Annotated in this window: 12 protein-coding genes; 7 read left to right on the top strand and 5 right to left on the bottom strand. The window is 69.2% G+C overall.

The annotated features are described in order from the left end of the window. The first annotated feature begins 403 nt into the window (after positions 1-403). The 3 genes from ACE3OG_RS01215 (at position 404) to ACE3OG_RS01225 (ending at position 3,002) form a co-directional block, all read left to right on the top strand. The gene (locus tag ACE3OG_RS01215) at positions 404-1,432 is read left to right on the top strand and encodes an acyltransferase family protein (RefSeq protein ID WP_374305281.1); all 1,029 of its coding nucleotides are present in this window, start codon (positions 404-406) and stop codon (positions 1,430-1,432) included. Beyond that, positions 1,417-2,313, top strand: coding sequence for a hypothetical protein (locus tag ACE3OG_RS01220; protein WP_374305283.1), 897 nt, complete (start codon positions 1,417-1,419; stop codon positions 2,311-2,313). The genes ACE3OG_RS01215 and ACE3OG_RS01220 overlap by 16 nt, the downstream gene beginning before the upstream one ends. 266 nt (positions 2,314-2,579) lie before the next feature. Beyond that, positions 2,580-3,002 (top strand): hypothetical protein, encoded by a 423-nt coding sequence (locus tag ACE3OG_RS01225; RefSeq protein ID WP_374305284.1) that lies wholly within the window; start codon positions 2,580-2,582, stop codon positions 3,000-3,002. Between the two features lie 52 nt (positions 3,003-3,054). Here the strand turns inward: ACE3OG_RS01225 and ACE3OG_RS01230 are convergent, their stop codons facing one another. The 5 genes from ACE3OG_RS01230 to ACE3OG_RS01250 form a co-directional block, all read right to left on the bottom strand. Then, positions 3,055-3,366, bottom strand: a complete 312-nt coding sequence (locus ACE3OG_RS01230) for a hypothetical protein (protein ID WP_374305286.1) — start codon at positions 3,364-3,366, stop codon at positions 3,055-3,057. 82 nt (positions 3,367-3,448) lie between these two features. Beyond that, positions 3,449-4,735, bottom strand: coding sequence for a hypothetical protein (locus ACE3OG_RS01235; protein ID WP_374305288.1), 1,287 nt, complete (start codon positions 4,733-4,735; stop codon positions 3,449-3,451). Positions 4,736-4,951: 216 nt separating this feature from the next. Next, positions 4,952-5,917: a GDP-L-fucose synthase family protein gene (locus ACE3OG_RS01240; RefSeq protein ID WP_374305290.1), complete on the bottom strand. Its 966-nt coding sequence runs from the start codon at positions 5,915-5,917 to the stop codon at positions 4,952-4,954. A gap of 85 nt (positions 5,918-6,002) precedes the next feature. Then, positions 6,003-7,061 carry a GDP-mannose 4,6-dehydratase gene (gene gmd, locus ACE3OG_RS01245; RefSeq protein WP_374305292.1) on the bottom strand — a complete coding sequence of 353 codons (1,059 nt, stop codon included), beginning with the start codon at positions 7,059-7,061 and terminating at the stop codon, positions 6,003-6,005. Positions 7,062-7,307: 246 nt separating this feature from the next. Then, a complete protein-coding gene (locus ACE3OG_RS01250) occupies positions 7,308-9,662 on the bottom strand; it encodes an NADP-dependent malic enzyme (protein ID WP_374305294.1) in 2,355 nt (784 codons plus the stop codon). A 90-nt stretch (positions 9,663-9,752) separates the two neighbouring features. On the opposite strand from ACE3OG_RS01250, the gene panC reads away from it, so the two are divergent. The 4 genes from panC (at position 9,753) to ACE3OG_RS01270 (ending at position 12,222) form a co-directional block, all read left to right on the top strand. Then, a complete protein-coding gene (gene panC, locus ACE3OG_RS01255) occupies positions 9,753-10,613 on the top strand; it encodes a pantoate--beta-alanine ligase (RefSeq protein ID WP_374305296.1) in 861 nt (286 codons plus the stop codon). 112 nt (positions 10,614-10,725) lie between these two features. Further along, positions 10,726-11,613, top strand: coding sequence for a hypothetical protein (locus ACE3OG_RS01260; RefSeq protein ID WP_374305298.1), 888 nt, complete (start codon positions 10,726-10,728; stop codon positions 11,611-11,613). A gap of 27 nt (positions 11,614-11,640) precedes the next feature. Further along, positions 11,641-11,964 carry an acylphosphatase gene (locus ACE3OG_RS01265; protein ID WP_374305299.1) on the top strand — a complete coding sequence of 108 codons (324 nt, stop codon included), beginning with the start codon at positions 11,641-11,643 and terminating at the stop codon, positions 11,962-11,964. A gap of 75 nt (positions 11,965-12,039) precedes the next feature. Next, positions 12,040-12,222 carry a hypothetical protein gene (locus tag ACE3OG_RS01270; protein ID WP_374305301.1) on the top strand — a complete coding sequence of 61 codons (183 nt, stop codon included), beginning with the start codon at positions 12,040-12,042 and terminating at the stop codon, positions 12,220-12,222. The last annotated feature ends 50 nt before the right edge of the window (positions 12,223-12,272 follow it).

Below are 12,272 nucleotides of genomic sequence, written 5' to 3' on the forward strand. Positions count from 1 at the left end.
TGGCGTGAAACCGGATGTGTCGACTTGGTGCAGGCGAGCGCAAATTATGTAGCTGCTCGAACAAGGCCCGGCAAGCGTGGACGGCCGTTGGGGCGACCCCCCATGGCGGCTCGCAGGGAGCGCCATGCGTCGCCTTTCGACGTTCGTCCAGACAAGAGGCTGGCGTGATCTTCGTCGCCGGGACGAGAGCTTCTTGTCGGGTCGTCCCGTCTGCTTCGAGCGTCCGCGATCGTGGCGGCGAAAGCGCTGATGCGCCATTCAATTGTCAGGAAGCTTCACCGGAACTAAAGTCGCGCTGACGCGGCGTCGCGGGAGCGTCGGCGGGCGAACGGTGATCAGCCCCCGCCACCTGTGGACCGCTGCGGCCGACGCCGAGGGCGTCCCCGGGATTTATTGACGTTTCATGCAGAATTGTTCTCCACTGGCGTGGAAGGCGTGGGGCTGGCCCGCTTCCGCCCGCCAGCGTCACATAGAGGGACTTCGCGCGATCGCCGTCATCGCCGTGGTTGGATACCACGTCGGATTGCCCGGCTTCGCCGGCGGCTTTGTCGGAGTGGACGTTTTCTTTGTCATCTCCGGCTACGTGATCTGCGGTCACATAACGTCGTTGAAGGACAGGGGCGAGCTGGACATTTTCAATTTCTGGCTGCGCCGGATAGCGCGGCTGGCGCCGGCCGGCATATTCGTCGTGGCGGTCGTCGGCGCGGTAGGACTGGCGACGCTTCCGCAGGACCGTGCGCTTCAGCTCGCCGCCGCGATCTTGCCGGCGGCCGGCTTCACGGCGAATCTTCATTTCATTGCGGTCGCCAGCGACTATCACTCGGCCATGGCCGCTCTCAATCCGCTGCTGCATATGTGGTCTTTGGGCGTCGAGGCCCAGTTCTACGTAATCTGGCCGCTTGCAGCGCTGCTCATGGCTCCGCGTTTTCGCGTGGCTGGCGTCGTCCTTATCGGGCTGACGTCGCTCGCCGTGTCGGCGGCCGTCACTCCAACGCACCCGACGCTCGCCTATTACGGCTTGCCGTCGCGTTTGTGGGAAATGGCGGCGGGCGCGGCGCTTGTTCTGTCCGGGCGCCGGGCGCCGGCTTGGGCGGCGGCCGTGGGGATCGCGGCGATCATCCTCGCGGTCATGTGGTTTGACGCGGCCACGCCGTTTCCAGGCTACGCCGCCGTTCTACCTGTCCTCGGAGCGCTCCTCGCGATCGCCGCGCCGTCGCCGATGTTGGGTGGTGCGGGGCTGGTGTGGATCGGCGCGCGCTCCTACTCCTGGTATCTCTGGCACTGGCCGCTTATCGTTTTCGGCGAGATGATTCAGTCCGGCCTTTACGTCCGGCTCGCGGCGTCAGGAATCGCGCTGGCGTTCGCCGCAATAACCTGGGCGTCGATCGAAGAGCCCGCACGCAAATGGGGGCGGCGATGGGCCGCAATATGATCGCAGGCGTCGTCGCCGCCGCGGCGGCGGGGTGGCTCAGCCTTACATACGCTCGGGAAGCGATGACGCGCGCTCCTGCGCCGACGGCTCCGTCGTCGCCGTCGGCGCAGGGTCAGCCCGCGCCCGTCGACATCGTCGAGGGTCGGGACGGCTGGCTTTATCCGGGCTGGGATTATCTGGTCGACGAACGACCGGCTGAGACCGCTTCGGCGATCGAGCAGATCGTCAAGATGGCGGAGGCGGCCCGCGCGCGCGGATCGCGTGTGATCGTCCTGCTGATCCCGAACAAGGCCAGGGTTCATCATGATCGACTGCCCGAGGATCGCGCCGCGTGGACCGCGCAATACGCCGACGGATTCGAGCAGCTGGCCGTCAGGCTGCGGGATCGAGGGATCGAGGTCGAGACGGTGTGGCCTCAATTCAGCCCACGCGACGCGCATTGGACAGGAGAGGCGGGCGAAGCCGCCGCACGCCAACTGGCGACGCGGCTCGCCGCGTTTCAGCGTTCCAAAGGGCCGAAACTGCCTGTTCCACGCTGGGTCGAGGAGCGTCGGCTGGGCGATCTCGCGGCGCTCGCCAAATCCCGCGGCGATCTGCGCTGGAGCGAGGATGTTTTCCAGCGTCGTGATTATGTGCCGCCGATCCCGGGCAAGCCGACGGTGGAAGTGGTCGGCAACAGCTTCATAGACACCTATTATGGCTTCCCGCAGGAGCTGTCGCGCCAGCTTCATGCCGCGGTCGAGCATCGCGTAAGTTATTCCGGCCAGGGCCCGTGGCGAGCCATGCGCGATTATTTGGCGAACGGGGAGCCCCGCGCCGCAGTGATCTGGCAGATTCAGGAAACAAGCGTGTCGAGTTTCACGCCCGGCGCGCTTCCATAATCCGCCAAGACTGGGGCTGGCGGGCGCGTAATAGGAATGAGCCCCGGACGACGCGCCATGCTCCGCGCTGGCGCGAAAGCCCGATCCGGTCTGGCCTGCTCTCGCTCCAGCGCATCCCGCCGGCGGGTCGATGGCGCGCGTCGCGCGCAGGGTTCGCCGGCCTCCGGCGAACAGGGCGCGGGGCCGGAGAATGACGGTTGGAGGCGAGCCGCGGCGTTGCTATGGTCCCGCCTGTTCGCGTCGTCGCCCATCAGGAGAAGCGGAAGGTGAAACTCACGTCCATCGCGACGCTGGCGTTCGTCGGATTGAGCGTCGCCGGTTGCGTCAGCGACATCGAGAACAAGGGGAACATGCTGTCGGCCGCCGGCTTCAATATCCGCGTCGCGACCACGCCGAAGCAGGTCGCCTCCTTGCGGACGCTTCCTCCGCACACTTTCGTGCTGCAGACGAAGAACGGGCGGCCGATCTATCTCTTCGCCGATCCGCAGGTGTGCAACTGCATCTATTACGGGTCGGAGCAGAATTACCAGACCTATCGCCGGATGGTCTTCGCGCAGAACCTCGCCGACCAGCAACAGATGACGGCGATGATGTACCAGCAGACCGCGTTCGACTTCGGCCCGTGGGGACCTGGCCCCTGGGGGCCTGTCGGCTATTGGGGTCCGCTCGGCTGGGGCCGTCCGTTCTGAGGCTGCGCGGCCGCCGCCCGATCTACGACAGGCCGATCGCGGCGCCCGCGCCTCATGCGCGCGAGCGGCGCTTGCGCCAGCGGCTCCACCACAGGCGCCCGCGCACCAGCGCCCGGCCGGTCGGCCGCTGTAGCGCCGGCACGTCGAGGGCGAGGAGGAGAATCCCGAGCGGCGCCATCCACAACCCCAGTACCGGCAGGAAGCTGAACAGCGCCGCGACGATCAGAAGAATCCCGGCCGGCATGCGCACGGCGCGCGACGAGGGGCGGCGCAGCCACGCGACCCACCGCGCCGGCGTCTCCGGCAGCCTGTTCTCGACGCCGTCGAGATGACGGTCGAGTCTTTGCTGGTGCTTGTCGGCCATCGGAGCCCTCTTGCGCGGCGAAGCGGGAAAGCAGGAGATGGAGACGCGGGCGCCGGCTTGCAAGCCGCAGGCGCGACCGCGCTCAGGCCGACGATCGGCTTTGCTGCGATTGCGCGAGCCCGAGGCCGCAGATCACCGCCGCGAGAAACGGCAGGGCCGGGGCGAACAGGCTGACGTTGATGAAGGCGAGGACGATGAGCGTCAGGAGGCTGGCGGCGGCGGCGGCGGGAAAGAACGAGTCGCGGCCGCGCCGCGCGGCGGCGCGCACGAGCGCCGCGGCCCCCGCGAGCGCGGCGGCGAGGCTGGCCCACAGCGCCGGCCGTCCCAGTTCGATGGAGAGCTGCGCCGCGGCGGTGGCGGCGCGCAGGTCGGCGACGTCCGGCGAGGCCGAACGGTAGATGGGGGCCAGCGACGCGAAGGCGCCGGCGCCGGCGCCGGCGGGCGGCGTGTCGGCGAGGATGCGCCGGGTCAGGTCGATCGTCGCCGCGTCCTTGCGCACGAAGGTCAGCCGCGCGTCGGACTCGGCGTCGATCGCGCCGGTGATGAGCGCGAAGACGATCACCGCGCCCGTGACCGCCAGAGCGCCCGCGCCCCAGCGGCCGAGATTGAGGCGGCGGACGATGAAGATGGCGGCGAACGCGCTGAAGCCGCAAGCGGCGGCGAACGACAGCGACCCCGACCACGCGCGCCCGATCGCGGCGACGCAGATCGCGAAGGCGACGATCGTCGCGGCCATCGGATAGAGGAATTTCGCCGTCGAGAAGCCGAGCTTGGCCCGCCGCGTCTCGTGGCGCTCGAAGACGAAGCAGGCGAGGGCCGCGTTGAGCACCACGCCGAGGCAGGCGGCGCTCGTCGCCTCCTCGCGAACCGCCGCCGTCGGCGCCCCGAAGAGGTCGAGAGCGATCACGAGCGCGGCGCACAGCGTCGTCGCGCCGGCGAGGGCGGCGAGAACGGTCTCGGCGCGTTCGCGGTTCACCGTCAGCGCGGTGGTGAGGAGCAGCGCGCCGACGAGCGCGGCGTAGCGCGCGAGGGCGAGCGTCGTGGCCCCGATGTCGACGCTGATCGCTCCGGCCGGAGGATGCGGGAACGCCGCCGCGACGCTCCTCCAGACCGGATGGACGAGCCCCGGGAACGGCAGCGGCGCCATCTGCAGCAGCATCCAGACGGCCGGAACGATCGCGCACAGCGCGACCGGGCGGACCAGCGCCGAGAAGCGTTCGGCCTCCTGCGTCGGAACGTTGACCGCGACGATGGCGAGGCCGGCGGCGACGAACAGGGGAATGAGGGTCGGCAGGATCGTCGCGTCGAGGAAGGAGCTCGCCACGCTGAGCGCGAGCGAGCCGAGGAGGAAGCCGAGGGCGACGAACATGACGACGCTTGCCCCATGGGTGAGAAAGAGGCGCGGATCGCTCGCGTCGCAATCGCGCGGGGGAACGCCGGGCGAGGGACGCGAATCGCAGGCCCGCCGCTTGGCGGCGGCGGCGTCTCGACTGTTATCCCATGGCCGTGGGGGCATCAAGGCGGCGGCGTCCCCGGGCTCGCCTGAAGCTTGTCGAAGTCGTCGGCCGCCGCTTCGCGCCGCCTCTCAGGCGGGAGCGAGCTCGTCGGCCTTCTCGCGCAGGAACCAGCGATAGACCTCGCCGATTCCCTCCTCGAGGCCGGTTTTGGCGGTCCAGCCGAGGGCGGCGAGACGGCTCGAGTCCATGAGCTTGCGCGGCGTGCCGTCGGGCTTCGACGCGTCGAAGACGAGCTTGCCTGTGAAGCCGACGACGCGGCCGACGGTCTCGGCGAGCTCGCGGATGGTGACGTCATAGCCCGCGCCGCAGTTGATCGGCTCGGCGCCGTCGTAATTGTCCATGAGGAAGACGACGGCGTCGGCGAGGTCGTCGACGTAGAGGAACTCGCGCAGGGGGGTTCCGGTGCCCCACACGACGACCTCGTCGCGGCCGGCGCGCTTGGCCTCGTGGAACTTGCGGATCAGGGCCGGCAGCACGTGGCTGTTATTGAGGTCGAAATTGTCGTTGAGGCCGTAGAGGTTGCTCGGCATCACCGAGATGTACCTCCGTCCGTGCTGGCGCCGGTAGGCCTGGCACATCTTGATGCCGGCGATCTTGGCGATGGCGTACCATTCGTTGGTCGGCTCGAGCGGGCCGGTCAGCAGGGACTCCTCGCGGATCGGCTGCGGCGCGAACTTCGGATAGATGCAGGACGAGCCGAGGAAGACGACGCGCTCGACGCCGGCGCGATGCGCCGCCTCGATGACGTTCGCCTCGATCACGATGTTGTCGACGAGGAAATCGGCCGGATAGGTGTCGTTGGCGAGGATGCCGCCGACCTTCGCCGCGGCGAGGATGATCACGTCGGGTTTTTCGCGTGCGACCCATTCGCGCACGGCGCGCTGGTCGCGCAGGTCGAGCCCCTCGCGCCCGACGGTCAGGACCTCGACCGGCTCGCCGGCGAGCCGGCGCACGATGGCCGAGCCGACCATGCCGCGATGGCCGGCGACCCAGATCCGCCTGTTGCGCGGCGCTCCCGTCGAAAGCTCGGACATGAACTGCTCCTCGATTCGCGCGACGCGGCCTCCTGTGGCGCAGACGGACCCGCGCCGAGCCGCTTCAAAGATTTAGCTCGCGTCCTCAGACCCGGCCGCGCGCCTTCATGACGACGAGGTCGCTCGCCACCATCTCCGACACCAGCTCGGCGAAGGTGGTCTTGTGCTTCCAGCCGAGCTTCTTGTACGCCTTGGTCGGATCGCCGAGCAGCTGCTCGACCTCGGTCGGACGGAAGTAGCGCGGATCGATCTCGACCAGGGTCTTGCCGGTCTTGACGTCGAAGCCGCGCTCCTCGACGCCCTCGCCCTTCCAGCCGATGGCGATCCCGATCTCGGCGAACGCCTTCTCGACGAATTCGCGCACGGTGTGCATCTCGCCGGTGGCGAGCACATAGTCGTCGGGCTCGGGCTGCTGCAGGATGCGCCACATGCCCTCGACATAGTCCTTGGCGTTGCCCCAGTCGCGCTGCGCGTCGAGGTTGCCGAGGTAGAGCTTGTCCTGGAAGCCGAGATGGATCGCCGCGACCGCGCGGGTGATCTTGCGCGTCACGAAGGTTTCGGCGCGGGTCGGGCCTTCATGGTTGAACAGGATGCCGTTCGAGGCGTGCATGCCGTAGGCTTCGCGGTAGTTCACCGTGATCCAGTAGGCGTAGAGCTTGGCCGCGGCGTAGGGCGAGCGCGGATAGAACGGCGTCGTCTCGCTCTGCGGCACCGCCTGCACCTTGCCGTAGAGCTCGGAGGTCGAGGCCTGGTAGAAGCGCGACTTCCCCGTCAGGCCGAGGATGCGGATCGCCTCGAGGATGCGCAGCGTGCCGAGCGCGTCGGAGTTCGCCGTGTATTCGGGCGTCTCAAAGCTCACCTGCACATGGCTTTGCGCGGCGAGATTGTAGATCTCGTCGGGCTGCACTTCCTGGACGATGCGGATGAGATTGGTCGAGTCGGTCAGATCGCCGTAGTGCAGGAAGAAGCCGACGTCCTCCTCATGCGGATCATGATAAAGATGATCGATGCGGTCGGTGTTGATCAAGGAAGAACGGCGCTTCACGCCGTGCACAATATAACCTTTGGAAAGAAGAAGCTCGGCGAGGATAGCGCCGTCCTGGCCGGTGACGCCAGTGATCAAGGCTGTCTTTTGTGCAGTCATAAGCGGCTGTTACCTTTGATCTGTTGCTGGTCTGGGCGCAAACTCGCCATTGGCGCAGGCCACGCCATAGCATGAAGGGCGCGGCCTTGGCCAGTCGCGCGGCCCGCGGCGTCGACCGACCGCGTCCTTGTTGCGCCCGCAAATCATGCGCCGAGCGGCGCCCGCGGCCTCGCGCCGCTCGGCCGCTCGTCAAGTCATACGGCGCGTCCGGCGCGGGCCGCAAGCGCCGCCCGCGCGCGGCGGCGCTCAGGCGGCGGACTGCGGCCTTGCGTCGCGTCTTTCGTCCTGCGCCTCGACGACGGCGAAAGCCGTCAGATTGACGATCCCGCGCGAGGTGGTCGAGGGACGGATGATATGCGCGGGCCGCGCGCCGCCGATCAGGAGCGGGCCGACCGGCAGCGCGTCGGCGAGGCTCACCGCCAGCGAATAGGCGATGTTGGCGGCGTCGAGATTGGGCATGACGAGCAGGTTGGCTTCGCCGTCGAGCGGAGAGGATGTCACCAGCCGCTCGCGCACGCTCTCCGACAGGGCGGCGTCGGCCTGCATCTCGCCGTCGGCCTCGATGTCGGGCGCGCGGACGCGCAGGATTTCGAGCGCGCGGCGCATCTTGCGCGGCGAGGCGCCGTCGTCCGAGCCGAAGTCCGAGTGCGACAGGAAGGCGACCTTCGGCGTCAGGCCGAAGCGGCGCACCTGGCGGGCGCACAGCATCGCCGTCTCGGCGATCTCGAAATCCGCCGGGTCGTCGCGCACATGCGTGTCGGTGATGAAGAACGGGCCCTTGGCGGTGATGACGAGGCTCATCGCCGCGAAATCGGTGACGCCCGGCGTGAGGCCGATGATGTCGCGGATATAGGCGAGCCGCGACTTGAACCGCCCGTCGAGGCCGCAGAGCATGGCGTCGGCGTCGCCGCGCACGAGCGCGACGGCGGCGATCACCGTGGTGTTGGTGCGCACCTTGGTGCGGGCGTTGTCGGGCGTCACGCCGCGCCGGCCGGCCCGCTCGAGATAGGTCGCGACATAGTCGCGGTAGCGCGGATCGTCCAGCGGGTTGATGAGGTCGAAGTCGCGGTCGGGCCTGACGGAGAGGCCGAAACGCTCGAGCCGGGCGATGATCACGTCGGGGCGCCCGATCAGGATCGGCTTGGCGACGCCCTCGTCGACGACGATCTGCACGGCGCGCAGCACCCGCTCGTCCTCGCCCTCGGCGTAGACGACGCGGCGCGGATCGCGCTTGGCGGCCTGCATCAGCGGCTTCATGATGAAGCCCGAGCGGAAAACGAAGCGCGCCAGCGTCTCCTCATAGGCGGCGAAGTCGGAGATCGGGCGCAGCGCCACGCCGCTCTCCATCGCCGCTCTCGCGACGGCGGGGGCGATGCGCAGGATGAGGCGCGGGTCGAAGGGCGAGGGGATCAGGCTCTGCGCGCCGAACTGCCGCGACTGGCCGCCATAGGCGCGCGCCACGACGTCGGAGGGCGGCTCATGGGCGAGCTCGGCGATCGCCCTGACCGCGGCGAGCTTCATCGCCTCGTTGATGGTCGTCGCGCCGACGTCGAGCGCGCCGCGGAAGATATAGGGAAAGCACAGGACGTTGTTGACCTGGTTCGGATAGTCCGAGCGCCCGGTGCAGATCATCGCGTCGGGCCGCGCGGCGCGGGCGGCCTCGGGCTCGATCTCCGGCGTCGGATTGGCGAGCGCCATGATCAGCGGCTTCTCGCCCATCCGCCTGGCCATCTCGGGCTTCAGCACGCCGGCGGCCGAAAGCCCCAGGAACACGTCGGCGCCGCCGATCACGTCGCCGAGCGCGCGCGCGTCCGTCTCGCGGGCGTAGATCGCCATGCGCTCGTTCATCGACGGGCGGCCCTTGTAGACCACGCCGTCGATGTCGGTGACGGTGATGTTCTGCGGGCTCGCGCCGAGCTCGACGAGAAAGTCGACGCAGGCGAGGGCGGCGGCGCCCGCGCCGGACGTCACGATCCTGACCTCGGACAGCTTCTTGCCGCTGAGCTCCAGGGCGTTGAGCACCGCGGCGCCGACGACCATCGCGGTGCCGTGCTGGTCGTCGTGGAAGACCGGAATCTTCATGCGCTCGCGCAGCTTGCGCTCGACCTCGAAGCACTGCGGGGCCTTGATGTCCTCGAGGTTGATGCCCCCGAAGGTCGGCTCGAGCGCCGCGACGAGGTCGACGAGCCGGTCGACGTCCTTCTCCTCGACCTCGATGTCGAAGACGTCGATGCCGGCGAATTTCTTGAACAGGACGGCCTTGCCCTCCATCACCGGCTTCGCCGCCAGGGGGCCGATGTCGCCGAGGCCGAGCACCGCCGTGCCGTTGGTGATCACCGCGACCAGATTCTGCCGCGCGGTCAGCTCGGCGGCCTCCGCCGGATCGCTGGCGATGGCGAGGCAGGCTGCGCCGACGCCCGGCGAATAGGCGAGCGAGAGGTCGTATTGCGTGCCAAGGGGCTTCGTCGCGCGGATCTCGAGCTTACCCGGCCGCGGCGAGCGATGGTAATGCAGCGCGTTGGAGGCGAGGTCTGAGGGCACGGGCTTGGACAAGGCGATCGCTCCCCTTCGCGGTTCCGGTCTGGCGCCGGCGTTGCGCATGACGCGGCCGCAGCCGCTGGCGAGGCTTTGCAATAGGCCGGCGCGGCGGCTAAGTCTATCGCCGCCGGACAGGGCCGGCGGGGACGGGCCATGGACGAGATCGCAGGCGTCGCGGTCGCGCGCGCAGACGCGGAGCTGCGCGAAATTCTCGCGCGCTGGCGCGCCGCGGGCGAGAGCGTCGCGCTCACGCCGACGATGGGCGCGCTGCACGCCGGCCACGCCTCTCTCGTCACGCTGGCGAAGACGCGCGCGCGCCGCGTCGTCATGTCGATCTTCGTCAATCCGACGCAATTCGCCGAAGGCGAGGACTTCGAGGCCTATCCGCGCGCGCTCGAGGCCGACGTCGAAGCCTTCGCCGCGGCGGGCGGCGACCTCGTCTATGCGCCTGCGGTCGCCGAGGTCTATGGCGAGGGTTTCGCGACGACGGTCTCGGTCGGCGGGCCCGCGCTCGCGGGCCTCGAGGACCGTTTCCGCCCGACGCATTTCGCCGGCGTGGCCACCGTAGTGGCGAAGCTCCTCTGTCTTGCGCGTCCCGACGTCGCCGTGTTCGGCGAGAAGGACTACCAGCAGCTTCAGGTCATCTCGCGCATGGCGCGCGACCTCGACCTCGGCGTCGAGATCGTCGCCGCCCCGACCCTGCGCGAGGCGGACGGCCTCGCCCTGTCCTCGCGCAATGTCTACCTTTCGGCCGACGAGCGGGCGCGGGCGCCGGCGCTCCATCGCGCGCTGCGCGTCTGCGCCGAGGCGATCCGCGCCGGCGCGCCGATCGCGCCGGCGCTTGAAGACGCGCGCGCGCGGCTGGCGGCCGCCGGGTTCGACGTCGATTATTTCGAGGCGCGCCGCGCCGAGAGCCTCGCTTCCGTCGAGGCCGCCGCCGACGGCCCGATCCGGCTTCTCGTCGCGGCGCGGCTCGGGCGAACGCGGCTCATCGACAATATCGGCGTCGACTGACCGCAAGCTCGGAGCCAGCATTTCGCGGCATCCTCCGCGCCGGCGCCGAAAGGTCCGGTCGTCGAAATCCCGGCGTCGGGCGGCGACGCGTCGATGGAATGGGAGGGGGCATATGGCGAAAGCATCGGTCGGGGCCGCGTTTCTGGCGGCCTTATGCGCATTCGGCTTCGGCGGCCCCTTCGCCCGCGCCGCCGCGCCGACGACCCCCGCGAGCTATACGCTGACGTGTCCGGCGTCGGGCGACCCCGTGCTCGTCGACGCCGACGGCCTGCGCCATCGAATCGCCGACCCGGTGGACCGCGCGATCGCCGCCAGGGCCTGCGCTCCGGCGCCCGGCGGCGCGACCTTCGACGTCGTGGTCAAGAACAGCGGCGCGGCGACCATCTACGTCGCCTTCACCAATTACACGACGCAGCAGCCCGGCGTGATCGACTGGGCGGCGGGCTGCCAGGGCAAGGTCGTCAATCAGCAACTCGCCCTCGCGCCCGGCGCCTCATGCGCCGCCGTCGCGCCGGTCTCGAACGGAATCGCGCGCTTTTGCGCCTCGCGGACGCAGGTTCCGGCCGGGCGGCTTCCCAACTGCAACCTCGCCCAGACCCGCAACCAGACGATGATCGAGGTCAATTTCGGCGCCGGCGCGAACGGCTGCTATCCGGCGAGCATGGCGACCTGCGCCTGGTACGACATCAGCGTCATTCCGCAGAATTGCACTGCGGACGACTGGAAAAGGAACAAATGCGCCAATGACGGCGGCGCCTCCTATAATGTTCCGGTCTCGCTCTCGTGCGCCGGTCAGCCGACCTATGTGTGCAGGGGGCCGCGCGACGGGACCCATGGCGCCGCCGATTATCCGGACAAATGCGGCGATCCGGCCGCGAGCTGCGTCGGCGGAAGCCAGAGCTGCGACAACGCCTATTTCTTTCCCACCCCCTCGCCGCAGCCGAACTCGCAGTGTCCCGACGGCCATGTCCTGCGCATCGACTTCCTCGGCGGAGCTTGAGTTTCTTCACCCTCGCGGAGACCGGACATGACGGGCGACGAGGACATGACGGGCGCCTTCCGGCGCATCCTGCGCGCCACGGTCGCCGGACGCGTGCAGGGCGTCGGCTATCGCGACTGGGCCTGCGGACAGGCGCAGGCGCTCGGGCTCGAAGGCTGGGTGCGCAACCGCGCGAGCGGAGAGGTCGAGATTTTGCTCGCAGGCCCCGCCGGGGCCGTCGCGCGCATGTGCGAAAGGCTCTGGCGCGGACCGCCCGCCGCGCGCGTCGCGCGCGTGGAGCTCGACGAGGCGGATGAGACGGACCTCGCGCGGCGCGCGGCGGCCGGCTTCGCGCGTCTGCCGACGGTCTGAAAAGTCCGGCCCGCGCTTGCCCCGCGCGAGAACTTCGCGATATGCACGTTCGACGCAAGGGCGGAGGCGGGGCGGATGACGGGCGTGCTGCGCGAGAGGCGCTCTTCGAAACGCGGCCTTCGTCCGTCGCGGCTGGCGCTCGCGGCGGCGGCGTTGTCCTGCCTCGCGCTCGCCGGCTGCGACCGCTGCGGCGATCCGGTGAAGTTCAACGCCCCGACCTTCCCGAAAGTCTGCCACGGCGTGCCGATGGAGAAGTGACGGCGGCCGCTATGTTCATGTCGTCGGGCAAGTGTAGCCAAATCGTTGGC

Source organism: Methylocella sp. (genome assembly GCF_041905455.1).
In the GTDB taxonomy this organism is placed as follows: Bacteria; Pseudomonadota; Alphaproteobacteria; order Rhizobiales; family Beijerinckiaceae; genus Methylocapsa.

Bases quoted from the DNA above. Each gene is read 5' to 3' on its own strand.
- ACE3OG_RS01215 (WP_374305281.1), top strand. From the start codon at position 404: ATGCAGAATTGTTCTCCACTGGCGTGGAAGGCGTGGGGCTGGCCCGCT.
- ACE3OG_RS01220 (WP_374305283.1), top strand. From the start codon at position 1,417: ATGGGCCGCAATATGATCGCAGGCGTCGTCGCCGCCGCGGCGGCGGGG.
- ACE3OG_RS01235 (WP_374305288.1), bottom strand. From the start codon at position 4,735: ATGTTCGTCGCCCTCGGCTTCCTCCTCGGCTCGCTCGCGCTCAGCGTG.
- panC (WP_374305296.1), top strand. From the start codon at position 9,753: ATGGACGAGATCGCAGGCGTCGCGGTCGCGCGCGCAGACGCGGAGCTG.
- ACE3OG_RS01260 (WP_374305298.1), top strand. From the start codon at position 10,726: ATGGCGAAAGCATCGGTCGGGGCCGCGTTTCTGGCGGCCTTATGCGCA.
- ACE3OG_RS01250 (WP_374305294.1), bottom strand. From the start codon at position 9,662: ATGCGCAACGCCGGCGCCAGACCGGAACCGCGAAGGGGAGCGATCGCC.
- ACE3OG_RS01265 (WP_374305299.1), top strand. From the start codon at position 11,641: ATGACGGGCGACGAGGACATGACGGGCGCCTTCCGGCGCATCCTGCGC.
- ACE3OG_RS01270 (WP_374305301.1), top strand. From the start codon at position 12,040: ATGACGGGCGTGCTGCGCGAGAGGCGCTCTTCGAAACGCGGCCTTCGT.
- gmd (WP_374305292.1), bottom strand. From the start codon at position 7,061: ATGACTGCACAAAAGACAGCCTTGATCACTGGCGTCACCGGCCAGGAC.
- ACE3OG_RS01230 (WP_374305286.1), bottom strand. From the start codon at position 3,366: ATGGCCGACAAGCACCAGCAAAGACTCGACCGTCATCTCGACGGCGTC.
- ACE3OG_RS01240 (WP_374305290.1), bottom strand. From the start codon at position 5,917: ATGTCCGAGCTTTCGACGGGAGCGCCGCGCAACAGGCGGATCTGGGTC.